This window comes from Peribacillus deserti (genome assembly GCF_016909175.1).
Classification (GTDB): domain Bacteria; phylum Bacillota; class Bacilli; order Bacillales; family DSM-1321; genus Paraperibacillus; species Paraperibacillus deserti.
Map to the genome: position 1 here is coordinate 36,570 of NZ_JAFBFI010000009.1, position 25,172 is coordinate 61,741.

The window sequence follows — 25,172 nt, forward strand, 5'->3', positions numbered from 1 at the left end:
GTTTCTTTTTACCTCCCAATAATAATTGCTCATAATTTCTATACCTTAAATAGATAACTCTTTGGAAAGATCAAACATTCCTTGATCAATTGTGTGTTTTTTCTGAGTCAGAGCTTCGATAATATCATAGTCAACAAGCCTGTTTTGTTCGATTCCTACAGCACGCCCGCCTTTCCCCTCTAACAGCAGTGCGACAGCCTGCGCGCCCAGCCTGCTTGCAAGAACACGGTCTGCAACCGTTGGAGAGCCGCCTCTTTGGATATACCCTAACACAGATACCCGGGTTTCGAACTCTGTAAGCTCCTCTATTTGCTTTGCAATCTCCACAGCACTTCCTACACCTTCGGCTACTATGATGATGCTGTGTTTTTTTCCTCTATCCTGGCCGCGTTTCAAGCGGGCAACAACATGATTGATATCTTCAGCTGATTCAGGTATAAGGATGGATTCAGCACCCCCGGCAAGACCCGCCCAAAGAGCGATATCCCCAGCATCCCGTCCCATTACTTCAATCACATAGGTTCTTTTGTGGGATGTTGCTGTATCCCTGATTTTATCGATAGCATCTATAACCGTATTGATAGCTGTATCAAAGCCGATTGTAAATTCAGTTCCAGGTATATCGTTATCAATCGTGCCGGGAACTCCTACACAAGGAAAACCTCTTTCAGTCAATGCTTTGGCTCCCATGTAAGAACCATCACCCCCGATGACTACAAGGCCATCTATGCCATGCTTCTTTAGCTGCTCAATCGCTTTTTGCTGTCCTTCTTCCGTTTTCATTTCCGGACAGCGGGCTGAAAACAGCATGGTTCCTCCCCGGTGGATAATATCACCAACTGACCCAATTTCAAGCTTTTTAATGTCACCTTTAATCAGCCCTTCGTAGCCGTGGTATATACCAAAAACTTCAACTTCATGAAAGATCGCTTTTCTTACAACCGCGCGAACCGCGGCATTCATACCAGGGGAATCTCCTCCACTGGTTAATACACCTATTCTTTTCAAGAAAATCACCCCAATTAATAAATAACAGCTGCGGCAATTCAGGCTGATGCCCAAATCTAATGCCTGTTTGTCCCGTATATCCTGTGTATGTATTTAAAGGATCCAGGCCCTGGCAATAAACGGATCCTTAAAAGAGATTTAACACTAAATGGCCGGTACTGGCAGATAAAATTCTAATATAAAAGTAGTATAGACATATTATGCCAAACCTATTTTATAAAATTAGAAAAACCGGTATACACCACTGCTAAGGACTAAAGAGCAAACCAGCAGTTTTCTTACGCTATAAGAAGGAAAACCATCTAACTACCCTATCTATACGAGGGAGGAAAGAACCTGACCGGCTATTCTTATAAGCAGCCAGATATCATAACCTTAGTTTGTGAAATAACATACATATTATAAAATATAAATAACAGATATACAAAATAACAGTTTAACAAAATTTCCGTAAAAATAAAAGAGAACGTGCACAAAAATGCTGCACGTTTATTTTACCCCTGTATAATTCTGCGAAAACGAATATTCACCGATTCTTTTGAATTTTTGATATCGATGCTCAACCAATTCATCCTTCTGAAGGTTCTGCAGCCCCCTAAGCGCTTTTAGAAGAGCTGCTTCAATAAGCCCTGCCTGTTCGAGAATATCTTTATGGGCTCCACCAGTTACTTCTGGGATTATTTCATCTATTATACCCAGCTCTTTCAAATCAGGTGCCGTAATTTTCATAGTTTCTGCAGCTCTCTTTGCTAATGAAGCGTCCTTCCAAAGCAAAGCAGCTGCACCTTCAGGAGATATAACAGAGTATGTGGAATTTTCGAGCATGAGAATGCGGTCACCGACTCCAAGTGCCAGTGCTCCCCCACTTCCTCCTTCTCCAATGACGATACATACAATCGGAACCTTGAGTCCGCTCATTTCATAGATATTTCGGGCAATTGCTTCGCTTTGTCCGCGTTCTTCTGCTGCTTTACCGGGATAAGCGCCTTTCGTATCTATAAAACATACAATAGGACGGTTAAACTTCTCAGCCTGCTTCATAAGCCTAAGAGCCTTTCGGTTCCCTTCAGGATGGGGCATCCCGAAGTTACGTTTAATGTTTTCCTTTGTATCCTTGCCTCTCTGATGGCCTACAATAGTAACAGGAATTCCCTGGAACTTACCAATTCCCCCGACGATGGCTGCATCATCACCAAAGTATCTGTCTCCGTGGCATTCAAAGAAATCTGTAAAGATGTGTGATACATAATCAAGAGTAGTAGGCCTGCCAGGGTGCCTCGCTACCTGAACCCTGTCCCAAGGCTTCATATTGTTATAGACCTCGGATTGCAGGTTAGAAAGCCTTTTTTCAAGTTTCTCGATTTCTGAGGACAGGTCGACATCCGCCTCTTTTGTTATTTTTCTCAGCTCATCAATTTTCCTTTTAAGTTCTACTATTGGCTTTTCGAACTCCAATTCTCCTACCAATTCAGCTCACCACCCGGCGAATGTATGTCTAAAATATTTGCAAGCGTTTCTTTCAGCTCCTGCCTATGGATCACTCCATCCAGCTGGCCATGCTTTAATAGGAATTCGCTGGTTTGAAAATCTTCCGGAAGCTCCTCCCGGATTGTCTGTTCAATAATACGCCTGCCTGCAAAGCCAATTAAAGCTCCCGGCTCCGCCAGATTATAATCACCCATAGAGGCGAAGCTTGCCGAAACTCCTCCCGTTGTAGGGTGAGTCATAATGACAATATAAAGGCCGCCATTCTCACTAAATCTCTTAAGCGCTACGCTCGTTTTGGCCATCTGCATAAGGCTTAACACACCTTCCTGCATACGGGCGCCCCCTGAAGCAGTAAAAATAACAAAAGGAACACCAAGTTCATCAGCCTTTTCCACTGCTCTAGTAATTTTTTCGCCGACTACAGAGCCCATACTCCCCATACGGAAGCTTGCATCCATAATAGCTGCTGAAACAGAATGGCCGTTAATTTTCCCGGTTCCTGTTACAACCGCCTCGTTTAAGCCGGATTTTTCCATGTCTGATTTAATTTTTTCTTCATATCCCGGAAAATCAAGGGGATTGATTGTAACGATATCTTGATCAAGCTCTGTAAAACTTTTCTCATCAAAAAGGCTTTTAATTCTTTCTGATGATTTCATTGGATGGTGGAATCCGCAATGCATGCAAACCTTAAGATTTTTAAGCAGCTCCTTCGTGTACATGATTTTTTTACACTTAGGACACTTTGTCATAATCCCTTCTGGTACATCTTGTCTTCCTCGCTCTGAAGGGATGGTAGCATACTTTTTCTTTTTAGATTTTGAAAATAAATCCTTTATCAATGATGAAACCTCCCCTAAACTTCCAGCCGCATTTCTAAAAGCATCAGCGAATATTTTGCCTGAAGCTCATGTTTATGGCAATGCTCGTCCGTGGATGATCTTGACGAAGATATTTAAAAACAGCCATCACTTGGTAATTTATATTCTCCTTACTTTCTTAACCCACTTAAATAAATGCTGTTGACATCCTGCCCTTGCTTGTTTTTAAGAGCATGAAGCAAATCCACATAAAGCTTTTTTTGCGCCATCCGGCTTGTTTTGCCTGATGATTTTTCATAGCTGTTAACAACAATCCAGATACGCTCTAATAAATGATTCGGGTTTAATTGAAAGATTTTTTTAAAGAATATTTCATCATCCCAATCATGGCTTTCCGCCCATTGAATCATTTCCTCCATTTTTTCAGGCGGCGTTTTCTGCATCAACCCTTGGAGACATGCCTGTTCTAATAATATTTTAGTTTCTCGCAAATTGTTCCTGGTCTTTTCATCGAGTAGAAAAAAAGCTCCAAGCAATTCAACCAATCGATGTTCTTGAAAGACTTTAATAAATGTTCCTTCACCGCGCCTGGTTTCAATCAGGCCGAGCAGTTCTAGTGACCTTAAAGCTTCTCTTACGGAAGAGCGCCCTACTTGTAGGCGCTCAGAAAGTTCCCTTTCAGAAGGTATCTTATCTCCCGGCAGCAAGCCATCGTCCTGGATCATGAGCCTCAGCTTTTCGACAATATCCAAATAAATCTTTGGTTGTGTACTTTTAGCAGAAGCCGCCCGGTTATCATTCATCTTTGCCAATTGCAGAAAGCATGCGCGTTTTAGCCTTAATGTCTTCCGGGTCGACTTTTAGCCGTGCTACACCCGTTTCCATCGCTGCCCTTGCAACAGCAGCAGCTACTTCCGGAGCCACTCTTGCGTCAAATGGTGCCGGGATTACATAATCAGGCTGCAGTTCATCATCACTGATAAGGCCTGCGATGGCCTCTACTGCCGCTACTTTCATTTTTTCGTTTATATGTGTAGCTCGAACATCAAGAGCACCTCTGAATATACCGGGGAAGGCTAATACGTTGTTCACCTGGTTTGGAAAATCAGAGCGGCCAGTGCCCACCACTTTTGCGCCAGCCTGTTTGGCTTCTTCGGGCATAATTTCCGGCACAGGATTGGCCATTGCAAAGATGATAGGATCAGGATTCATGCTTTCTACCATTGCTTTCGTTAATGCTCCAGCGACAGAAACCCCCACAAACACATCAGCACCTGTAATGACTTCTTCCAGGCTGCCGCCCCGCTTTTCCCGGTTTGTAAATTTCGCAACTGCATCCTTTACATCGTTCATTCCAAAAGGACGTCCTTCATAAATGGAACCTTTGGAATCGCACATAATGATATCTCTTACTCCATATGAATAGAGCAGCTTAATTATAGCAATTCCAGCAGCACCAGCACCGTTTGCAACTACTTTAATTTCAGACATTCTTTTTCCTGTAATTTTCAAGGCATTTACCAGGCCGGCTGCCGTAACGATTGCTGTACCGTGCTGGTCATCGTGAAAAATAGGAATATTTGTTTCTTTTTTAAGACGCTCTTCAATCACAAAACAATTAGGCGCTGCTATATCTTCTAGGTTAACACCGCCAAAAGTTGGTTCTAGCAGCTTTACCGTTTCAACAATTTTATCAACATCATTCGTATTTAAACAGATAGGAAAAGCATCTACCCCGGCGAAGCTCTTAAAGAGCACCGCTTTGCCTTCCATTACCGGCATGGCAGCTTCCGGGCCTATATTGCCCAGTCCCAGCACAGCCGTACCGTCTGTAACAACAGCTACAGTATTTCCCTTCATCGTATATTCATATACTGTTTCGGGCTTATCATATATGGCTTTACAAGGCTCTGCTACACCTGGAGAGTACGCCAGACTTAAGTCATTTGCGTTTTTTACAGGTACTTTAGAAACCGTCTCTAATTTGCCCTGGTTTACTCTGTGCATGTGCAAGGCTTCTTCTCTTAATGTCAACTGGATTCACTCCTCAGATCATAAAGAAGTCGAATATGATCTTTTGTATTAAAGTGGTCTGACCACGTTTTCTCTTGTTTAATATAACATATCTTTATTGCTTGTAAAGGTTTAGCTTTACTTTAACACTACATTTTCACTGCCTACTAAACGGCCTAGCTGCTTTAAACATTCCTCACTGGCAATAACCCAATGATCCATAGGGAGCTGTACATACCGTTCTTCTTTTTCGTAATAAAGAACGACCTTTGTGTTTCCCTTGTAATTCTGCAGAAGCTTCTTAATCCGGGTTAATAACTCTTTGGTGTGTTTCGTTTTTTCGACTTTAATATACAGCCTGGAAGCTTCATCCTTAGATAGTGACTCCAGCTCTTCTATAGAGTAAGAATCCTGAATAATAAGCTGTTTTTTTCCATCCTTGGCTTCAACTGATCCATGCAGCATGAACACATTTCCCTTTTTGTAATGAAGGGATTTGTTTCTATAAACATTTGGGAATACAACACACTCCAGGCCGCCCGTTTCATCGCTAACAGATAGAAATGCCATCGTTTCGCCTTTTTTCGTCCGGATGGTCTTTACCTCCGTTACATAAACAGGGATATAGGCCTTTTTCATTTCCCTCTCCACAGCCTCGTGAATGGAAATAGACCCGAAGTCCTGAAAAAGCTTTTTAAATGGAGTAACGGGATGGTCTGATAAATAAAGGCCGAGCGCCTGTTTTTCCAATTCAAGCTTGTCCAGGGTACGAATGGGTTCAACTCTTAAATATTTTGGCTTTAAGGTGAACTCACTATTTGCAAAAAGATCGAATTGGTCGTCATCCGGATTAACCAGCTCGTTATGCTCCAGTGCCACATCAAGACTTGCAAGCAAAGTAGCTCTGTCTTCCCCAAACTCATCAAAGGCTCCTGAATGGACAAGCACCTCTAAAGATTTGCGGTTAACTGCTTTAGATGAGACGCGCAGACAAAAGTCAAAAAGATCCTCGAATGATTTTTTCCTTCTTGACTGAAAGATATCGCGGAGCGCAGCAGCCCCTATTCCCTTTATGGCGGCTATGCTATAACGGATTCCCTGTTTTTCCGCCTTAAAAGCAAAATGGCTCTTATTAATAGAAGGGGGCAGCACAGAAATGCCCTTTGATTTTAACTCTCTGATATACTGGGCAATTTTATCTTCATTCCCAATCACCGATGTCAAAAGAGCAGCCATAAAGTACTGGAAATAATGAGCTTTTAAATAAGCAAGCTGATAGGCAATGAAACTATAAGCTACTGCATGGCTTCTGTTAAAGCCGTAATTCGCGAATCGGACAATTAAGTCATACACTTCATTCGCTGTTTTTTCTTCATATCCCTGTTTACTTGCACCTTCAACAAAATGGGCTCTTTCCTTATCTAAAACATCTTTTTTCTTCTTTGACACAGCCCTTCTTAATAAATCCGCTTCCCCCAGCGAAAATCCTGCCAGTTTAGCGGCAATCTGCATAATTTGCTCCTGATATACGATAACTCCATAGGTTGGAAGTAAAATGGGTTCTAGATCTTTATGAGGATATTCAAGAGGCTGAATTCCATGTTTCCGTTCAATGAACAGCGGAATATTTTCCATCGGTCCCGGCCGGTACAAGGCATTTACCGCAACAATGTCCTCAAAGCGAGTCGGTTTAAGCCTGGTAAGCACGTTCCGCATTCCCTCTGATTCAAGCTGAAAGACTCCGGTGGTTTCACCTTTTCCCAAGAGATCAAAAGTCTGCGGATCTTGAAGCGGCAGCTCTCCAAGATGAGGACGTTTCCCAGTCCCCTTCTGGATCATATCAAGAGTATTTTCAATGAGTGTTAAGTTTCTAAGTCCAAGGAAGTCCATTTTCAATAATCCAAGCTCTTCCAGGTTCTCCATTGGAAACTGTGTAAGATGAATGGTTTCCTGTCCTTCCTGGATAGGGATCAGCTCTGTCAGCGGCATATCCGAAATAACAATTCCAGCTGCATGTGTGGAGGTATGCCTTGGGAGTCCTTCCAGTTTCAAAGCTGTTTGGAACAAATTCTGGTTAAATTCATTTTCACTTATAAAGTTTTGTAATAGCTTTGATTCCTTTAATGCTGCCTCAAGAGTAATCCCAAGCCTGCTAGGGATCATTCTTGACAGCCCTTCCAGCTCTTTCTGATTTAACCCAAAAACTCTCCCGACATCTCTTAAGGCAGCTTTGGCGGCCATTGTCCCAAATGTAATAATCTGGGCAACATGAAGTTCACCATATTTATTAGCAACATAGGATATCACTTCATCTCTTCTGGTATCCGGGAAATCAATATCTATATCAGGCATGGATATACGCTCAGGATTTAAAAATCTCTCAAATAAAAGACCATGCTCTACTGGGTCAACATCTGTAATCTTGAGTACATAAGCAACCATGCTTCCGGCTGCCGAGCCACGGCCAGGACCGGTTAAAATGTTCTGCTGTCTGGCAAATCTCATAAAGTCCCAAACAATCAGGAAGTAATCACTGAAATTCATTTTCTTGATAATTTCAAGCTCGTATCTTAGTCTATCACGATGTTCAGCTGAAGGATTCCGGTATCTTTCGCTAAACCCTTCTTCACAATATTTCTCGAGCATTTTCTCAGAGGTGCTTCCCTTTTCTAACGTGTATTTAGGAAGCAGCTTTCGATTAAATTCTATTAGAACATTACAGCTTTCACTAATTCGGATTGTATTTTCAAGAGCCTCTGGCAGATCGTGAAAAAGAGCAGCCATTTCAGCCTTGTCTTTTAAATAATTTTCATTCGTTTCTAACCTGCGCCGATTTTCATCACTTAGTTTCTGGCCGTTTTTAATGGCCAGAAGCACCTCTAAAGCCAAAGAATCCGGCTTTTCTAGATAATACACAGGATTACTGGCTAAAAGTTCGGTATCAGTTTCATTGGAAAGCTCCTGCAGCATTCTGTTCAGCTTCTCTTCTTCATTCAATCCGGTTCTTTGCACTGTAAAATAGAACGACTTGTCTTCAAACATGGATTTAAACGTGGATAGGTGCGTCAAGGCATTTTCTTTCTCGTCCTTCAGCAGCAGGTTTTCTATAATTCCTTCCTTGCCCGGAGTTAAGGCGATGAGTCCTTCCGAATAGGCCTTCAGCCATTTTAGAGGAAGTCCTTCAGGAGATTTTGTTTTAATCGCACTGCTGATTTTAAGAAGATTTTGGTATCCCCTGTTATTTCTAGCGAGCAGCACTAGAGGATAAGCACCTATATCTTCGTGCAAAATATCCGCTGTCAATCCAATAATCGGCTTTATTTTCTGCTTAAGGCACTCTTTATAAAAATCAATAACACCATACATCGCGTTTCTGTCTGTAAGCGCAAGGGCCTCATAGTTCTTAGCTTTCGCATTTGAGACCAGGTCCTTGATACTCGCAGTGCCTGATAACAGGCTATATGCACTCTGTACGTGAAGATGAATAAAAGCCATTTATTTCCCCACCCTTAACAAGGCTTTTGACTCTTTAATTATAGAGGTTAACTGGAAAAAAAGAAAATATGTTCTCATATCGCTCTCAAGCTGAATTATTTCTTTCCAACATAACTTAGCAGGATTGTCCATATATAAGTAGTAACCATATTAAACTTAAGGGCTGATCACTATGAAAGAAGCTTTTTTTCCCGCATTTGTTAACAGTTACTTTATTTCTCTCGGCGTTTTGCTTGGGGGAGCTTTAATTGGGGGGCTGGGCGCTTTTTTTACGGAACAGCCTCCCCTGACCGTTGTCTATAGACTGGCAGATTCTTTAAGAATATGGGCTATTATTGCAGCTATCGGGGGAACTTTCGATACTGTCTATTCCTTTGAACGCGGGATATTTCACGGCGAGACAAAGGATATTGTCAAACAAATTCTGCTCATTCTTTCCGCCCTAGCCGGCGCTCAGACCGGAGCCTCCGTCATAAACTGGCTGACGCAGCAGAATATATCACAATGAGAATACCCCCATATTTCAAATTTCCCCTCTGGCAGCGTTTCTTTGCCGGAGCAGCCGCAGGCGGTATCATCAGCTGGCTCATCTTCTTTTATATGCACAGCATCATGCAGGAAAAGCTTATCCAGAAGCTCCATAAACAGGGCGAATATATCAAGGATTTAGAGGAAGAAAATGCCCTTTGGGAAGAAGACTATAACAAACTTAATGACAAAAATCTGGAGCGGCTTACCATACAGGAAGTAAAGGTAACCGTCACCAATTTTAACCTTTATAAGCTCGACCGCCTGGGGGTAGCGGAAGCCGTAGAAAAAATCCAGGACGACCTGAACTCCACCCTCTTATCCAAGGATTTAGAAACCGTCTATGAAGCCAGGTCTCTTCTAAAAAAATCAATAGAAAATAAAGTTTTAGAAATTAACAAAAAGAAATACATGCTTGAAGTCTCGGAAGTCCTGTACTATACGACCCTCAAATTAGAGGTTAAATTGAAACAGGTAAAATAGAACAAGACAGAAGCCTTATGCTTGGAGTTGAGAGTGAGGTGCTGCAAGTAAGAATTCAGATTAGCAGGATCATTTTCACCTGGAGGTAATGGGAATAGAGGGTCATATTCAATTTATTCAGGAGAGTAAGCTTGCTGGCACTTCATATCCTATGCTGATAGTAGTAATTCGATTAAGTCAAACATCCAGCGGTGAAATTATTTGATAGAGATCGGTTTTATATTTGCTAGAACAGTGCGCGAAAATAGCCTGCTATCGCTCATAACCTTTGCTTTTGCCACTAGTTTACCAGCATCTCATTTATTTCAGGGTTAAAATAGGGGCGGTGTTAATTATTTCACAGAACGGGTTGCTTATTTCGCGGGACGCCGCAATTATTTTCGTATATGATGCCCTTAGTTTCTTTTTGTGGTGTCATTTTTTCGTATAGGTTGAAATGATTCATGCTGCCTGAAAAACTGCTGCAGGCTGACACAGCCCACTTATCATAACACAGGCACCCGCATGCAATGGCCGGGTGCCTTACCTGTTAGTCCGTGTATTCTTTGCAGACTGCAATTAAATCGCTGACCACTAAGTCTACCTCATCCCAGGAATGGATGGATGCTCCGGAGGCCAGCGGATGACCGCCCCCGTTGTATTTCTTAGCGATACCGTTAATGACCGGACCTTTTGAGCGGAGCCTTACGCGGATATTGTCCTCTTCTTCAATAAAGAAGGCCCATGCTTTCAAATTCTTTACACCGCCTAGCGAACTTACCAGCTGTGATGCCTCTGAGACCTTTACCTGGAATTGATCTAAAATATCCTTCTTGATTACAAGCTTCCCCACTCCCTCAGGACTGAGTTCAAAATGCTGCAGAACATATCCTTGAAGTCGTACGACATTTTCCGGAACATCATACATATCGTTAAACAATTCGGTTCTATTAAAATTATAGGTGATCAGTTCACTTACATAACTGAAGGTTTTATCGGATGTGCTTGGATATAGAAATCTCCCAGTATCTCCAACAATACCCGCAAAAAGAAGCCGAGCGCCTTTCTCTGAAAGCTTTAATCCTTTATCTTTTCCAAATAAATAAAACTCATAGATCATTTCACTGCAGGAGCTTGCGTTCGTATCCACCCAAAGCATGTCGCCATAACGATCTTCATTAGGATGATGGTCTATTTTAATGATTTTGGCTCCGAGTGTATAGCGGTTATCACAGATTCTGGCTTCGTTTGCTGTATCGCATACAATTACGAGGGCGTTAGTATACGTTTCATCAGAGACTTGGTCCAATCCAGCTAAATATGAAAGGGACTCTTCTTCTTTGCCAACTGTATAAACCTTTTTTTCCGGAAAGGATGTTCTTAAAATTTCTGCAAGACCGCATTGTGATCCATACGCATCCGGGTCTGGCCGAACATGCCTATGAAGGATAATGGTGTTATATGATTTAATGGTTTCTAATATTTCAGCTTTCATTTACAATCTCCTTTATTTTCAGCTCTGTTGCTAGTTTGTTGATTTTAACGAAAGGCACTTGTTTTTACGCGGGCGGTCCGGGAGCCACCTCTCTCGTTTACGCCTGCGGGGTGTCCCTTGACCCAATTATTGTCAGGAATTACCATCCTCAAATTCTCAACGCACGAAGGAAATGCAAACGCATTTTCGAGCTTCTCGCGCCTGCAGTGAAGATCAACATAGTTCCAAATTCAGCAATAAACTTTAACATAGGCTTATATTCAAATATGTCAATTTAAGCAACAAGCATCATATATGCTAGAATTTGAGGCCTTTTACAGGTAAAATGAATGGGACTACTTTCACATTGGAGGAGTGCACATTGCCTGTATTAGTTGTACTAATTGTTATTACCTTTTCTTTCTATCTCTACTTCAAAATTAAATATGTACGCACGCAAAAGCCTGCCGAGAAAAAATGGACAGCTACTAAGTCATCAATGGCTCTTGGACTTTTCGTTGTGCTGTTTGGCATAAACCAGCTCTTTTTATACACAGGGACTGTTACTTACATTGTTGCCGGGGTATTTATTCTGCTCGGAGTAATCAACGTCTGGGCCGGTTATAAATCCTATAAACATTATCTGCCTTATGTAATTAAAGAAGCAGAGGAAGGCTATAAAAATTAAGCCGATTTCTTGCAGCTCGTTTTCTTTATCGGCAGTACATCCAGCAATAGAATAATTAATACAAGAAAAGGCCGCCTCTGCTGCGGCCTTTTTTGATAAGTACTTATGTCCGGTCAAACAATTGGCACATCATCATCGCTTTGCCAACTAATCTACCTTCATTATATACCTCAATATCAATCTTTCCAAATTTTCTTCCAATTTCAAGAACCCGTGGATGGATTTCAATCATGCTGTCCATTTGTACAGGCTTGATAAAATAGATCGTCATATTTTCAACGACAAGGTCTCCTCTTTTAAAAGCACGCATCGTTCGGTTGGCTGCCTCTGTGACTAGTGCAGTAAAAACTCCATAGGAAATGGTGCCAAGATAATTCGTCATCTGCGGTGTTACTTCACACCGATAGATGTCTTCTCCCTTTACACGATTTCCTGCAGAAACTAGCTGGCTTGTGATCACGTCATCAATCGTTTCGCCGACCTGAGGCTGCCTTTGAATCATTTGCAGTGCCTTTAATACATCCTGTCTGCTGATAATTCCGAGCAGCACCTGATTTTCATCTACTACCGGAAGCAATTCTATTCCTTCCCATACCATCATATGGGCACTGGAAGCCACGCTGGTCTTCCCTCCAACAGACATGGGAGTTTTCGTCATTACCTTGTCAATCGGAACATGCAGTTCGACTCCGATAATATCCTTTGAGGTAACCATCCCTTGAACTTTAAAAGAGGAATCAACCACAGGAAAACGGCTATGGTTCGTACTTTTATTCAGTTCATGCCATTTGCTGACGGAATCTTCTAAGGAAAGGTAGGCCGTGTCGGCCAGAGAAGTCAGGATATCTTCTACCAGGAGGATTTCCTTTTTTATAAGCTGATCATAGATTGCTCTGTTAATCATAGTAGCTACGGTGAAGGAATCATAGCTGCTTAGAATGATGGGCAGCTCCAGTTCGTCTGCCAATTTTTTAACATGGTCCTCTGTATCAAATCCGCCTGTAATTAATACGGCTGCCCCAGCTTTTAACGCCAGCTCCTGAGCATTTACCCTATTTCCTACGATTAATAGGTTGCCTGCACCCGTATATTTCATCATTGCATCTATTTTCATAGCTCCAATAACAAATTTATTAAGCGTTTTGTGGAGGCCGTCTTTTCCTCCAAGCACCTGTCCGTCTACTATATTAACGACTTCCGCAAACGTCAGCTTTTCTATATTCTCTTTCTTTTTACGTTCGATTCGAATGGTTCCGACACGTTCTATTGTACTAACGTAGCCCTTATTTTCTGCGTCTTTAATAGCCCGGTAAGCGGTTCCTTCACTTACTCCCAGTGCTTTGGCAATCTGTCTCACCGATATTTTATCTCCAACTGGGAGATCATCGATATATTTAAGAATTTGCTCGTGTTTTGTTGCCAACCTTTTCACCCTTTTTAGGTACTTATTAACACCCATTATAGAATGAAAAGTCCTTCTATTCAATTAACCTATTGATAATCGTGCATTCTTTTGTAGCTTTGGCCTTTTTTTCCTGCAGCTGTTTTTCTTTTCTTAGGTGAGTAAAGGATTCCTGATAAATTCCCAGCCGCTGCACATAAAGCGAGAATAAGCCACATTCCGCTGTAGACACTTATCAGGCCCTCTCCATTTAAAGCAAGTCTCGGCACTTGATAATAAAGCATAACTCCGCACAGCAATAAACAAAGCAGATATCTTTGTTTCATCTTAAGCCCTCTTCTCTCAAAAGTTATGACAAGCTATATACATTTAATATATGCACGGCACCCAGAAAAATTGACCCAGGATCTCAGGGTAAAAAAAAGAGTGCCTTCTAATTGGCACTCCCGTACACCTTATAATTCAATACTCTCTCCAGGCTGCAGCACTTTGCCATTTTGCCCTTCAAGCAGATCGATAAATCTATGTGGATCCTGTTCAATCTGCGGGAACGTGTTAAAATGCATCGGAACCACCTGTTTTGCTTGAAGAAACTTCGCCGCCAAAGCTGCATCTTCAGGTCCCATTGTATAATTATCCCCAATCGGAAGAAATGCCAGATCAATCGGGTGCCTTTCTCCAATTAATTTCAAATCTCCAAATAACCCTGTATCACCAGCATGGAATACCGTTTTCCCCTCAGCCATCAATAAGACTCCTGCTGGCATACCCAAGTAAATGATTTCTTTATTTTCAGTGGTAAATCCAGTGCCGTGAAACGCTTGAGTGAGTTTTACCCTGCCAAAATCAAATTCATAAGCTCCCCCAATGGACATTCCATGGGTCCTTACACCCTGCCAGCTTAAATATGTACTTAATTCAGCGTTTGCAATCACTAATGAATCATGTTCTTTTGCAAGCTGGACCGTATCTCCCAGATGATCGCCATGACCATGTGTTAAAATAATCACATCCGGCTTAACATCCTCCACCTTAAGATCGGTTTGCCCATTGCCTGTAATAAATGGATCAAACAGAATGGTTTTTCCTTTCGTTTCAACCTTAACTACGGAGTGACCATGAAAAGATACTTTCATTATTACATCCCCTTTCTTTGTAAAAAGAAACATACGCTGTAATCCTTTTACGTATACCCCCATTTTACCATTGTCTAACAGTTTACATTCTAAATTAGGACTGTTACTCTCATAATGAAAGCAAACTTTTTCCACTGTGTTTTTACATATAAGTTATTGTTTTTATTCTTGAAGGAGGTACATACAAATGAGCAAGAGAATTGATAAATTTCAGGAGTGGTTAAAATCAAAGGATATTCCTTTTGGTTTTATTACTTCTTCAGATAATGTGTTTTACTTAAGCGGATTCCGCAGCAATCCGCATGAACGATTGCTTGCACTTGGAATATTCCCAGATTCTGAACCCTTTTTAGTCTGCCCTTTGATGGAGAAGGAAGATGCTAGCAATTCCGGCTGGAATTACGAAATTATCGGTTATACGGATATTGAAAATCCATGGGACATGATCCGAAAAGCTGTTGAAAAAAGAGATGTTTCCGTGAACTCTATGGCCATAGAAAAAGAGCATATGAATGTTGAACGTTATGAACAGGTTCAGGAGCTGTTCTCAGAGCCTCAGCTTATTTCAGCAGAAGAAAAGCTGCGTGAACTTCGTATGGTGAAGGACGAAAAGGAATTAGAAGTGATTCGGGAAGCAGTAAGGCTTGCGGACTTTGCTGTTGAAATCGGAGTGAATGAAATTGCTGAGGGTAAAACCGAATTAGACGTGCTTGCGGCAATCGAATTCGAGCTAAAAAAAGCGGGTATCAATGAAATGGCCTTTTCCACTATGGTGTTAACTGGGGCAAACGGTGCTTCTCCGCATGGCACTCCGGGGCAAACAAAAATCCAAAAAGGCGATTTAGTTTTATTTGATCTTGGTGTCGTCTATCAGGGATATTGTTCAGATATTACGAGAACCGTAGCATTTGGTGATATTTCAGAAAAACAAAGAGATATATACGAAACAGTACTTAAAGCAGAGCTCGCTGCTGTAGAAGCCTGCAGACCTGGTGCAACATGTGCCGAACTTGATTTAACGGCTAGAAATATCATTCGCAATCATGGATATGGAGAGTACTTCCCGCATAGGCTGGGACACGGATTAGGCATAAGTGTCCACGAGTATCCATCGCTTACAGAAACTAACAGCCTTGTGCTAAAGCCTGGCATGGTCTTTACGATTGAACCGGGAATTTATGTTCCTGGTGTTGCTGGAGTAAGGATTGAAGATGATATCCTTGTAACCGAAAATGGCTATGAAGTGTTAACCCGATTCCCAAAAACTCTGCAATATGTAAGATAATAAAAAAAGGCTGGCTCTTAGAAAATTAACGAGTCAGCCTTTTATCAACTTATATTTCAAATCCGTCTTCTCTCTGTGTTTCTTTGCTATGATAACCGCTTTCGTAAGCATCCGTAATTTGGTCAGTTACCTGTCTGATCCCGTCTTCCTCAAATATAAAAGACTGCTGAATTGTGTCCCGGCTCATATCCTCACCCTCCTTTTCAGCTTATTCTTAACGAAATGGCCTCGGTATTTACTAGGGAATTATTGTATAATAAAGCTACAGCGGGCAGAGTCCAATATAGCGATATCTATCATTCATTCCTAACAAGGGAGGACAATACTATGGCGCTTATGTATAATAAAATTTTAGTGGCCTTGGACGGTTCAAAAGAAGCTGATTGGTCATTTAAGAAAGCCATTGATATTGCAAAAAGGAATCAATCCCAGTTAATACTTGCACACATTATTGACAATCGTTCTTTTCCTACTGTAGAAGTGTATGACACAACCATATCGGAACAAGCGGAAAGCTATGTAAATAAATTTATGGATAAGTACAGACAGGAAGCAGTGGAAGCCGGCGTCCCTTCCGTTATACTTGCGATTGATTATGGATCACCTAAGGTTAAAATACCTAGGGAAATGGCTTTAGAATATGGAGTGGATCTAATTATTTGCGGAGCAACTGGTTTAAATATGGTTGAACGATTCTTTATTGGAAGTGTCTCTGAACATATTACCCGCTACGCCCCCTGCGACGTGTTAGTAGTTAGAACTCATTTACATGACTAAACATTCAAAAGGCCCGCTTCTTTTATGGAAGCAGGCCTTTTTTCTATAAGATTTGCGGCTCTTTATTTGCAGACAGAATATCTTTAGCTTTTTCGACTGCAGCTTTGACCTGTTCAAAGCCTGTTCCTCCTGCACTATTCCTGCGTTTCACCGCTTCTGCCGGACTGAGTACAGAATAAATATCTTGTTCAAACAAGCCAGACGAGGACTTGAGTTCTTTCATAGATAAATCCTTCAGGAAACAGCCTTTTTCTATACAATAAAGGACAAGCTTTCCTACTACCTCATGAGCTTCTCTAAAGGGAACGCCTTTTGAAGCAAGATAATCCGCTAGCTCAGTAGCATTTGAAAAATCCTGCTCAGTCGCCTTTCTCATCGTTTCTTTATTTACTTTCATCGTTGCAATCATACCGGAAAAAATCTTAAGGGAACCTGATACAGTTTTCACCGTATCAAACATCCCCTCTTTATCTTCCTGCATATCTTTGTTGTATGCCAGCGGAAGACCTTTCATCACGGTAAGGATTCCTATTAAATTCCCATAAACTCTGCCTGTTTTGCCGCGGATCAGCTCAGCCATATCCGGATTTTTCTTTTGGGGCATTATGCTGCTTCCCGTCGAAAAGGCATCGTCTAATTCAATAAACTGAAATTCCTGGCTCGACCATAAGATAATTTCTTCGCTCAAACGCGATAAATGCATCATTAGAGCACTGCTGTTACTTAGGAATTCTATGATAAAATCTCTGTCACTCACCGCATCCAGACTGTTTTCGTATATCGTATCGAACCCTAAAAGCGAAGCCGTATACTCACGGTCAATTGGAAAAGTGGTTCCGGCAAGAGCGCCTGCTCCAAGCGGTGAAACACTGATTCGTTTTAGACTTTCGGTGTACCTTTGTTTATCTCTTTCAAGCATCCAAAAATAGGCCATTAAATGATGCCCGAACGAAATCGGCTGTGCTCTTTGCAAGTGGGTATATCCAGGAATAATGGTTTCCACGTGCATTTCTGCCTGATGAACAATCGCTTCCTGAAATTCTGTGATTAGATGAATAATGTTTTTCGCATGCTTCAATAGATACAGATGCATATCCGTTGCTACCTGATCATTCCGGCTCCGTCCTGTATGGACTTTTCCTCCTGCAGAACCGACTTCATCAATCAGCATGCTCTCTAAATTTAAATGGATATCTTCCATTTTTACTGAGTAAGCCAGCTCACTGTCTATCGCCTTGCTTTGCAGCTTTTCTAATCCTGATTTGATCTTGATTCCTTCCTCAGCAGGAATGATTCCGCATTTCACCAGCATCTGGACATGTGCCAGACTTCCCTGAATATCTTCTAAAACCAGCTCTTGGTCGAACTCGATGGAGGCGCCGAATTCATCTACCCACTCTTCAGCTGATTTAGTAAATCTTCCGGTCCAGAGTTTCTTCACACGGTCACCTTCTTTTGATTGACTATGCTGTTCACCTTTGTCGGAAGCCCCCATAAAGAAATGAAACCTACAGCTGCCGCATGATCAAATTCATCTTCTGATGTATAAGTCGCAAGTTTTTCATTATAAAGAGAAAACTCGGATTTACGTCCTTCCACAATTGCGTGGCCTTTAAATAATTTTACACGCACTGTTCCGGTAACTGTTTTCTGAGTTTGCTGAAGAAAGGCCATTAATGCATCTTTTAATGGTGAGAACCATAATCCTTCATAAATCAGCTCAGTTAATTTTTTCTCGATGACTGGTTTAAAATGGGCTACCTCTTTTACTAGAGTAATATCCTCCAATTCCTTATGCGCTTTAATAAGAGTCAGTGCTGCAGGACATTCATATACCTCACGTGATTTAATTCCTACTAATCTATTTTCTACATGGTCGATTCTGCCCACCCCATGCTTGCCTGCCAATTTATTTAACTCAAGAATGAGGTTCGCTACGGTGTATGACACACCATTAAGCTTCACTGGAACACCATTTACAAAGTCGATCTCAACAAAGTCAGGTGCATCAGGTGCATTTTCCAGGCTCGCTGTAAGATCATATGCTTCTTCTGGCGGCGCTGCCCACGGATCTTCCAGCACTCCGCACTCATTGCTTCTGCCCCATAAATTTTGGTCAATCGAAAACGGACTATCCAAATTAACTGGAATCGGAATATTGTTTTGGATGGCATAATTAATCTCTTCTTCACGGGACCAGCGCCATTCACGTACGGGAGCAATAACCTTTAAATTAGGATTCAGCGCCTGTATGGAAACTTCAAAACGTACTTGATCATTTCCTTTACCCGTACATCCATGCGCAACAGCCACTGCGTTTTCCGCTTCTGCGACTTCAACCAATTTTTTGGCGATAAGCGGGCGTGATAATGCAGACACCAGCGGATATTTACCTTCATATAGAGTATGAGCCTGGAGTGCTGCCAGGGCATATTCGTTTGCAAACTCTTCTTTAGCGTCAATCACATATGACTTAACTGCTCCAACCTGCAGTGCTTTAGTTTTTACAAATTCAAGGTCTTTTCCTTCGCCAACATCAAGACAGCATGCTATCACATCAAACCCTTGTTCTTGAAGCCATTTTATCGCAACAGAAGTATCTAATCCTCCTGAATAAGCCAATACAATTTTATCTTTAGACATATATATTTTCCTCCTCAAATGAATAAACATTCAATAACATTTATTTTTATACATTTTAATAGTAATCACTTTATCAGCTTTTTTCGATTTTGGCAATGCATATCACTTATTTTTATATGATTTTTTATAGGCCGTTGTGAAGGAATTTAAAAAGGAGTGCAGTATTTAATAAAGAATGTATTAAAGGGGGCGTATCAGTGAAGAATAGCTTTATTTTTGATTCGAGACTTGGCATCCGTATACCTGACCCTCAGAAAGCTAGGGAGACCTGCAGCCGGGAGGAGATGGAGGATCTTCTTTTTCAGTGGGAACTTATCAAAGGAGCTGTTCCCGACAGGATAAAGGAAATAGAAATGCAGATACATGTAAAACAAGAACAGCTATCGAGAGAACCAGATTTTGAAATTTCCTGCAGGTTAAATACAGAGATTTCAGAACTCGCCTCTATTATTAATAATCTATGGCTGTGTTACAGAGCTGATGCATGGGCTGCAAAGCTGCATCATTAAGCATAAGGCTGCATATCTTATGCAAAAAAAGGCAGTCCCTGATCTGGACTGCCTTTCTCTTATTTCCTTAGCTCACGAATAATATGGCCGAGTTCCGGCAGAATCAGCTTATTCATGGCTAGCCGGACAGCACCGGTGCTTCCTGGAGCAGCGAAAATCACTTTATTATGAGCAATTCCCGCAGCGGCCCTGGATAGGATAGCGGAAGAACCTATATCCTCCTGATAACTGAGCATCCGAAAAATTTCTCCAAACCCAGGCATTTCTTTTTCGACCATTTCCTCTACGGTTTCAATGGTTACATCCCTTTTGGCCATTCCGGTGCCGCCATTTATCAGGATGGCGTCTATACTTTCCATCTCTAATCCGCGTACGATGGCGTCATGGATCTGGTCCTTCTCATCTGTGACGATTTCATACTGGTCTGCTTTATGGCCGGATGAAGTTAATAGTTCAATCATCGTTTGTCCGCTTTTATCATTTTCCTTTGTTCTAGTATCACTCACAGTTATCACTTTGCAAGAAACACTTTGCGGTGCTTCTTTCTTATGTAAAATATGGCTCATCTTACGCCTCTTTTCTCTGATAAATGGCGGTATTGATAAAAACGGTGAGAAAATTCCGACACATTTCTAGTTATCCTATAATTAGCTGTTCCTCCGATGGCGATGCTGACCAAGGGCAGCCCTTTAATCAACCTTTTACGGAACATTGAAATAGAAAGTGCTTTTAGAATCTGCCTTATAGGCTGCTCCAGCCAGGATGCATTCGTTAATTCGTCACGTCCCTGATAAAAAAAGGTATCACTCGTTTCCATATCTTGAAGCATTTCTTCCCAGACATGCTTTTGCATTCTCTTAGGCATCATTCCGGCATGGAAAGCCTTAAGTGTCAGCATTAGCTCAAAAGGAGTATTTACTTCATTGCCATAGGTCATAGAGATAAGCTGAACCAGCCTCAAGTTAATAAGTGTGATTGCCGGAAGGTCACTTCCCAGCAGAAGAGTATCCCCTGTTCCTGTCAGGCCTCCCTGAGTGACAGAATATAATCGGTGGCGCGCAATCTGAGTATCAGCCATATAAATCAGCTGATCAATACTCAAACCTTTTAAATCGTTAAGAGTACTTATGTCAGGGTTAAATATTCTGGCCGATGTCAATATACTTTCTCTTGCTTCCATCTGCAGCTGAGATCCCTGGACAAAAGCGTTCAAATGAAAGAGCCAGTTATCCACTTTAGAAAAAACCTGTTCTCTAATCGATTCCGGCAGCAAAGAAAATGCCTGCTCAATCCACTTATCATACAGAGCCTCAAAATGCCCTGGCTCATATTGATACAATTTATCCTCCCAATCGGCTATCTCATCCCACACTTTTATTTCACGTTCAGTTAATGCCATCGGAACTCCTCCTAAACGAAGAATTATTATTATTTAGTATAGCATAGGAAGGATAAAACCCCGTATCGAGACAAAAAAAAACTCCCCAAAATAGGGGAGAAAGAACCTTAAAGATTTGCTAAACGAGTTACATCACGGGCAATCATTACTTCCTCGTTCGTTGGTATAACCATAACTTTTACTGGAGAATGCGGATAGCTGATGAATGCTTCTTCACCATGTGTTTTATTAAGAGCCGGGTCAAAATAAACGCCCATGAATTCAAGGCCTTTCATAACTCTCGCACGGACCGCTTCACTATTTTCGCCGATCCCTGCAGTAAAGATAATGGCGTCGACTCCATACATGCGCGCAGCATATGAACCAATATACTTATGAATTCGATTCGCAAAGACTTCCAGTGCTAATTCTGCACGCTCGTTTCCTTCATTAGCAGCCTCAGTAATGTCGCGAAGGTCGCTTGAGAAACCGGAAACAGCCAGCATACCGCTCTTTTTGTTCAATACATCAAGAACCTCTTCAGCTGTTTTGTTCGTTTTTTCCATGATATATGGAATCAAAGCCGGGTCAATGTTACCGGAACGAGTCCCCATTGTCACACCTGCAAGCGGAGTGAAGCCCATTGAAGTATCAATAGACTTGCCGCCCTGAATGGCCGCGATACTTGCCCCATTCCCAAGGTGGCAGGAAAGAAGACGCAATTGTTCCACCGGACGTCCAAGCATTGCCGCTGCACGTTCTGACACATACTTGTGAGAAGTTCCATGAAAGCCATATTTCCGGATTCCATAATCTTTATAATACTCATACGGCAAACTATATAAGAAAGAACTCTCAGGCATGGTCTGATGGAAAGCTGTATCGAATACAGCTACTGCTGGAATGTTAGGCAGAATCTGCTGGAATGCTTTTATCCCTGTAAGATTTGCAGGGTTATGCAATGGAGCAAGATCAGAAAGTTCAAGAATTTTGTCCATAACTGAGTCATCAATCAAAGCTGAGTCATTGAAGGCTTCTCCGCCGTGTACTACACGATGGCCGACACCCGTAATTTCATCATACGACTTAATGATTTCATGCTTGATTAATTTTTCTAATAAAATTCTAACCGCTACATCATGGTTAGGAATTTCAGTTGTTTCTGTTATCTTTTCTCCGTTGACGCTTATAGTGAAAACGGCATCATTTAAACCAATTCGTTCAACAAGCCCTTTTGTAATAACTTCTTCACTCGGCATTTCAAACAACTGAAATTTTAAGGAAGAGCTTCCGGCATTGATCGCCATAATTTTAGACATGTATAACGCTCCTTCAGATATAAAAAATAAGTTCTCTATTCAATAGAATGGGTAAAGACACTTGGATTAATCCGAGATTTTTTCACAGGGAAAGTTCTTATTTCCCTTACCATACCCAATTTAAGCACTGTACTAGCATCTTTTCAAGGTTGGCAACGTTTTCATATAAAAAGTAATTATATTCTGAGTATTCGGGAGTCTAAGCGGCAGGAAATAAATAAAAAAGCCCTATCTAGAACTGATAGGGCTTCACATTTATTTCGATTTTTGTTCAGTAAACCATGAGTTAATATTCTTCATCATCGACTGCATAGCATCCACATTCGAAAATTTTGGAAGTTCAGCAAGCAAAGCGTTCTTTGGAGCCGTTACACCTTCAGCCTTCTTTTGGAGAACAAAAATGCTCTTGGCAGCGGCTTTACTTTTAAACATGGATTGAGGAAGCTGGATTAAACCTTGAATGTAAGCCTGTTCCGTAATAAAAGCATTGAGTTTCGGCGCTTCCTCAGTTTCAAATAATGAGTTAGGAATAACCAGAAATAAAAATCCGCCCTTTTTCACATGGTTCATGCTCTTTTCAATTAGTAGATGGTGGGCATATGAATGACCTTTATCCGATTTCAACTCATATTCAGCAGCCCTGACATCGTTTGGATAATACCCCACAGGCAAATCACATACCACTGCATCAACAGGATCAATAAGCAGCGGTTCTAGACTGTCCTGGTTATAAAGCTGAACAGACTGCTCCTGCAGGTTAGCCCCCACATAAGCAAGCCTTATAAGCAAATCATCAATATCTACCCCAAATGAGTCAATATTCCTGTGAGCCTGATTATTTAAAATAGTGAACAGCAGATTACCTGTTCCTACTACAGGATCCAGCAGCGTATAATGCTTTTTGCCCTCCATGAACTTATCCATGATATAACTCACAAACATTCCGACTGCATCAGGAGTCATCTGATGATTAGGCTGCACATTCTCCTGCATCCCTTTCAAAATGGCAAGCTGAAACCCTTTTCTAACATCCTCGTGTGAATAAGATTTGAGCTGCAGCGAATTGTACTGCTTCAACAGCCGCTTCTTCGTCATTTCACTAAGCTCATCCTGTAAAACATCTCCGTGGAATATATTCTCGCCTGTTTCTGCAAGAGCTTCCAGATATGAGCTTGGCAGCTCTTCCTGCAGAATCACAGCTGTTTCATTAAAAAGATTAAATAACTTCTCTACCTTCGATATACTATTCAAGAGATTCTTCCTCCCGGACTATGGTTCATTATAATTTTAGCTTGTTAGGGATAAGGATACAAGTTTGAGGATTTTGGCAGGCTGGGGATGGTAAGGTTAAATGTTGTGGTTGCGGACAATGTATGAAGTTAAAGGCAAGAGAATATTTAGTAGAGGGCCGCGGATTTTTAGCGGCGGGGTGCTGTTGCTGTAAAACCACGTGTAATTAGTACCAGGGTCACTTTTGGTTATGTTCATAGGTAACTGCTAACTTTATCTCTCATTTAGCAGGATGGCGGGGGGAGGATATAGGTGGTTCCTTTTTTGCTGCCAGTTGAACTTAGACCAAGATTATGTAATAGCTGATATGCTACAAATCTGGTTTCAACATGTAAAAAAGAACGACATTGTGAATTACTAATCACATTTCCAAATAATAAGGAATAATCGTTCAGAGCTTCTATATGGGCATCATTACATTTATGACCACAATTCGGACAATGCCAATTTGCTGTAATCCTCTTCATAGGTAAAAAAGAGCAAACAGAGCAATACACACCGGTAAGGATACTAGATTTTTCAATCGAATAAAGATTCATCACATCAGTTTGTAATGGGTTGTGATTTTTTATCAATACTCTAATAAGCTTTTGGATGGTTTTCTGTCCTAATATATCTGCCTGATGATTACGTTCCAGATAAGTTATTTTATCCTCCAGATTTGCTGCATGAGTTATTCTAGTTACTAATTCAGGATGGTTATCACTGAACTTAAGGACGGTAGAGGAATTACTTATAATAATTAAATACTCAATTGGCAATTCTGGAATATTAAATCCTGCTAAAAATGACTTTAATTTAGTACGAAGTTTTTTTGCCTGTGTAATAGGGTCTTGGAAGCCATCTTCTTGTTCATTTTTCGTTCTAATCATCTGCTGAGTAGTTTTATCAAAATAGAGTGTTCCTGATATATTTTTTACTTCAACAATTAGGAGATACCGGGAAGTAATGAGGAGAGTATCAATTTGGAAATGGTATTTACCGTGAGGAAGACGGAGATCATGTAAAATGAGGTACTTTAGAGGGTTCAATTGCTCCAAGTGAAAGTTTAAAGACTCTTCCCCTTTATAACCCGCAACCCACTTAGCTAAATCCTTCTTAATATCCGCCCGTTTTAGGTGGTGCTTAGGAAGCCTCCGTAATAATACCTCGAGTTTTGGAATAATCAGCGGTGTTTGTCTTTGTTTTTTTATCAAAAATTTATCAACTCCCTACTGTTTTAATTAGAAATTCTATGCTGAGGTATAAGAATCCTGCTATATTAGATGAAATTATAGCGGCGTTTTCTACAAAAAAGGACTTTCAAAAGAAATTAAGAGCGAGAATCAAAATATAAGAGTGAAGTTTGAAATTTAAGAGTGAGAAATGAATTTTAAGTGCGAGATTTAAAATTTATGAGGATCTTGCCTTTTTATGTTTAAATTAACCTATAAGGAATGCTGTCCAGATAAAAAAA

The 25,172-nt window shown here is 41.1% G+C and carries 24 protein-coding genes; 6 read left to right on the forward strand and 18 right to left on the reverse strand.

The window, feature by feature from the left end; genetic code table 11:
- Window positions 1-45 precede the first annotated feature (45 nt).
- The 6 genes from pfkA to dnaE all read right to left on the reverse strand — a co-directional run bounded on the left by pfkA (window position 46) and on the right by dnaE (window position 8,825).
- Window positions 46-1,008: a 6-phosphofructokinase gene (gene pfkA, locus JOC77_RS11030; RefSeq protein WP_204543163.1), complete on the reverse strand. Its 963-nt coding sequence runs from the start codon at window positions 1,006-1,008 to the stop codon at window positions 46-48.
- Window positions 1,009-1,497: 489 nt separating this feature from the next.
- Entirely contained in the window at window positions 1,498-2,475 is a 978-nt protein-coding gene (accA, locus tag JOC77_RS11035) for an acetyl-CoA carboxylase carboxyl transferase subunit alpha (RefSeq protein WP_204543165.1), read from the reverse strand.
- Window positions 2,469-3,338, reverse strand: a complete 870-nt coding sequence (gene accD, locus JOC77_RS11040; protein WP_204543167.1) for an acetyl-CoA carboxylase, carboxyltransferase subunit beta — start codon at window positions 3,336-3,338, stop codon at window positions 2,469-2,471. Before accD ends, accA begins: the two co-directional genes overlap by 7 nt.
- Before the next feature lie 149 nt (window positions 3,339-3,487).
- Window positions 3,488-4,120, reverse strand: coding sequence for a FadR/GntR family transcriptional regulator (locus JOC77_RS11045; RefSeq protein ID WP_204543169.1), 633 nt, complete (start codon window positions 4,118-4,120; stop codon window positions 3,488-3,490).
- Window positions 4,113-5,351 (reverse strand): NADP-dependent malic enzyme, encoded by a 1,239-nt coding sequence (gene ystJ, locus JOC77_RS11050; RefSeq protein WP_204543171.1) that lies wholly within the window; start codon window positions 5,349-5,351, stop codon window positions 4,113-4,115. Before ystJ ends, JOC77_RS11045 begins: the two co-directional genes overlap by 8 nt.
- Before the next feature lie 117 nt (window positions 5,352-5,468).
- Complete coding sequence (gene dnaE / locus JOC77_RS11055; RefSeq protein ID WP_204543173.1) at window positions 5,469-8,825, reverse strand: DNA polymerase III subunit alpha; 3,357 nt, start codon at window positions 8,823-8,825, stop codon at window positions 5,469-5,471.
- Window positions 8,826-8,997: 172 nt separating this feature from the next.
- Here dnaE and ytrH point away from each other — a divergent pair, with 172 nt between their 5' ends.
- On the forward strand, window positions 8,998-9,333 hold the full coding sequence (gene ytrH / locus JOC77_RS11060; protein WP_204543175.1) for a sporulation membrane protein YtrH: 336 nt from the start codon (window positions 8,998-9,000) through the stop codon (window positions 9,331-9,333).
- On the forward strand, window positions 9,330-9,836 hold the full coding sequence (gene ytrI, locus JOC77_RS11065) for a sporulation membrane protein YtrI (protein ID WP_204543182.1): 507 nt from the start codon (window positions 9,330-9,332) through the stop codon (window positions 9,834-9,836). The genes ytrH and ytrI overlap by 4 nt, the downstream gene beginning before the upstream one ends.
- 529 nt (window positions 9,837-10,365) lie before the next feature.
- Here the strand turns inward: ytrI and JOC77_RS11070 are convergent.
- On the reverse strand, window positions 10,366-11,310 hold the full coding sequence (locus JOC77_RS11070; protein WP_204543184.1) for a DHH family phosphoesterase: 945 nt from the start codon (window positions 11,308-11,310) through the stop codon (window positions 10,366-10,368).
- A gap of 361 nt (window positions 11,311-11,671) precedes the next feature.
- Between JOC77_RS11070 and JOC77_RS11075 the strand changes: the two genes are divergently transcribed.
- Window positions 11,672-11,977: a YtpI family protein gene (locus JOC77_RS11075; protein ID WP_204543186.1), complete on the forward strand. Its 306-nt coding sequence runs from the start codon at window positions 11,672-11,674 to the stop codon at window positions 11,975-11,977.
- A gap of 103 nt (window positions 11,978-12,080) precedes the next feature.
- Here the strand turns inward: JOC77_RS11075 and JOC77_RS11080 are convergent, their stop codons facing one another.
- From JOC77_RS11080 to JOC77_RS11090, 3 genes are all read right to left on the reverse strand, one after another.
- On the reverse strand, window positions 12,081-13,400 hold the full coding sequence (locus tag JOC77_RS11080) for a CBS domain-containing protein (RefSeq protein WP_204543188.1): 1,320 nt from the start codon (window positions 13,398-13,400) through the stop codon (window positions 12,081-12,083).
- Between the two features lie 68 nt (window positions 13,401-13,468).
- Window positions 13,469-13,705, reverse strand: coding sequence for a hypothetical protein (locus tag JOC77_RS11085; RefSeq protein ID WP_204543190.1), 237 nt, complete (start codon window positions 13,703-13,705; stop codon window positions 13,469-13,471).
- A gap of 129 nt (window positions 13,706-13,834) precedes the next feature.
- A complete protein-coding gene (locus JOC77_RS11090) occupies window positions 13,835-14,515 on the reverse strand; it encodes a metal-dependent hydrolase (protein WP_204543192.1) in 681 nt (226 codons plus the stop codon).
- A 187-nt stretch (window positions 14,516-14,702) separates the two neighbouring features.
- Between JOC77_RS11090 and JOC77_RS11095 the strand changes: the two genes are divergently transcribed.
- Window positions 14,703-15,800: a M24 family metallopeptidase gene (locus JOC77_RS11095; protein ID WP_204543194.1), complete on the forward strand. Its 1,098-nt coding sequence runs from the start codon at window positions 14,703-14,705 to the stop codon at window positions 15,798-15,800.
- Window positions 15,801-15,849: 49 nt separating this feature from the next.
- Here JOC77_RS11095 and JOC77_RS11100 read toward each other — a convergent pair whose 3' ends face one another.
- Window positions 15,850-15,987: a hypothetical protein gene (locus JOC77_RS11100; RefSeq protein ID WP_204543196.1), complete on the reverse strand. Its 138-nt coding sequence runs from the start codon at window positions 15,985-15,987 to the stop codon at window positions 15,850-15,852.
- A gap of 140 nt (window positions 15,988-16,127) precedes the next feature.
- Here JOC77_RS11100 and JOC77_RS11105 point away from each other — a divergent pair, with 140 nt between their 5' ends.
- Window positions 16,128-16,577 carry a universal stress protein gene (locus JOC77_RS11105; RefSeq protein ID WP_204543198.1) on the forward strand — a complete coding sequence of 150 codons (450 nt, stop codon included), beginning with the start codon at window positions 16,128-16,130 and terminating at the stop codon, window positions 16,575-16,577.
- A gap of 43 nt (window positions 16,578-16,620) precedes the next feature.
- Here the strand turns inward: JOC77_RS11105 and argH are convergent, their stop codons facing one another.
- Together argH and JOC77_RS11115 are read right to left on the reverse strand one after the other, a co-directional pair.
- Entirely contained in the window at window positions 16,621-18,018 is a 1,398-nt protein-coding gene (argH, locus tag JOC77_RS11110; protein ID WP_204543200.1) for an argininosuccinate lyase, read from the reverse strand.
- A complete protein-coding gene (locus JOC77_RS11115; RefSeq protein WP_204543202.1) occupies window positions 18,015-19,220 on the reverse strand; it encodes an argininosuccinate synthase in 1,206 nt (401 codons plus the stop codon). Before JOC77_RS11115 ends, argH begins: the two co-directional genes overlap by 4 nt.
- Window positions 19,221-19,417: 197 nt before the next feature.
- Between JOC77_RS11115 and JOC77_RS11120 the strand changes: the two genes are divergently transcribed.
- A complete protein-coding gene (locus tag JOC77_RS11120; protein ID WP_204543204.1) occupies window positions 19,418-19,729 on the forward strand; it encodes a hypothetical protein in 312 nt (103 codons plus the stop codon).
- Between the two features lie 59 nt (window positions 19,730-19,788).
- Here JOC77_RS11120 and JOC77_RS11125 read toward each other — a convergent pair whose 3' ends face one another.
- From JOC77_RS11125 to JOC77_RS11145, 5 genes are all read right to left on the reverse strand, one after another.
- Entirely contained in the window at window positions 19,789-20,295 is a 507-nt protein-coding gene (locus JOC77_RS11125; protein WP_204543206.1) for a MogA/MoaB family molybdenum cofactor biosynthesis protein, read from the reverse strand.
- Window positions 20,292-21,128, reverse strand: coding sequence for an EcsC family protein (locus tag JOC77_RS11130; protein ID WP_204543208.1), 837 nt, complete (start codon window positions 21,126-21,128; stop codon window positions 20,292-20,294). The genes JOC77_RS11125 and JOC77_RS11130 overlap by 4 nt, the downstream gene beginning before the upstream one ends.
- A 107-nt stretch (window positions 21,129-21,235) precedes the next feature.
- Window positions 21,236-22,426 (reverse strand): acetate kinase, encoded by a 1,191-nt coding sequence (locus JOC77_RS11135; RefSeq protein WP_204543210.1) that lies wholly within the window; start codon window positions 22,424-22,426, stop codon window positions 21,236-21,238.
- A 255-nt stretch (window positions 22,427-22,681) separates the two neighbouring features.
- Window positions 22,682-23,677 (reverse strand): class I SAM-dependent methyltransferase, encoded by a 996-nt coding sequence (locus JOC77_RS11140; RefSeq protein WP_204543212.1) that lies wholly within the window; start codon window positions 23,675-23,677, stop codon window positions 22,682-22,684.
- Window positions 23,678-23,940: 263 nt separating this feature from the next.
- Window positions 23,941-24,912: a nuclease-related domain-containing protein gene (locus JOC77_RS11145; RefSeq protein ID WP_204543214.1), complete on the reverse strand. Its 972-nt coding sequence runs from the start codon at window positions 24,910-24,912 to the stop codon at window positions 23,941-23,943.
- Window positions 24,913-25,172 lie beyond the last annotated feature (260 nt).

Bases quoted from the DNA above. Each gene is read 5' to 3' on its own strand.
- ytrI (WP_204543182.1), top strand. From the start codon at position 9,330: ATGAGAATACCCCCATATTTCAAATTTCCCCTCTGGCAGCGTTTCTTT.
- JOC77_RS11115 (WP_204543202.1), bottom strand. From the start codon at position 19,220: ATGTCTAAAGATAAAATTGTATTGGCTTATTCAGGAGGATTAGATACT.
- JOC77_RS11105 (WP_204543198.1), top strand. From the start codon at position 16,128: ATGGCGCTTATGTATAATAAAATTTTAGTGGCCTTGGACGGTTCAAAA.
- dnaE (WP_204543173.1), bottom strand. From the start codon at position 8,825: ATGGCTTTTATTCATCTTCACGTACAGAGTGCATATAGCCTGTTATCA.
- JOC77_RS11130 (WP_204543208.1), bottom strand. From the start codon at position 21,128: ATGGCATTAACTGAACGTGAAATAAAAGTGTGGGATGAGATAGCCGAT.
- JOC77_RS11095 (WP_204543194.1), top strand. From the start codon at position 14,703: ATGAGCAAGAGAATTGATAAATTTCAGGAGTGGTTAAAATCAAAGGAT.
- JOC77_RS11100 (WP_204543196.1), bottom strand. From the start codon at position 15,987: ATGAGCCGGGACACAATTCAGCAGTCTTTTATATTTGAGGAAGACGGG.
- JOC77_RS11090 (WP_204543192.1), bottom strand. From the start codon at position 14,515: ATGAAAGTATCTTTTCATGGTCACTCCGTAGTTAAGGTTGAAACGAAA.
- JOC77_RS11045 (WP_204543169.1), bottom strand. From the start codon at position 4,120: ATGAATGATAACCGGGCGGCTTCTGCTAAAAGTACACAACCAAAGATT.
- ytrH (WP_204543175.1), top strand. From the start codon at position 8,998: ATGAAAGAAGCTTTTTTTCCCGCATTTGTTAACAGTTACTTTATTTCT.
- JOC77_RS11125 (WP_204543206.1), bottom strand. From the start codon at position 20,295: ATGAGCCATATTTTACATAAGAAAGAAGCACCGCAAAGTGTTTCTTGC.
- JOC77_RS11085 (WP_204543190.1), bottom strand. From the start codon at position 13,705: ATGAAACAAAGATATCTGCTTTGTTTATTGCTGTGCGGAGTTATGCTT.
- JOC77_RS11135 (WP_204543210.1), bottom strand. From the start codon at position 22,426: ATGTCTAAAATTATGGCGATCAATGCCGGAAGCTCTTCCTTAAAATTT.
- JOC77_RS11070 (WP_204543184.1), bottom strand. From the start codon at position 11,310: ATGAAAGCTGAAATATTAGAAACCATTAAATCATATAACACCATTATC.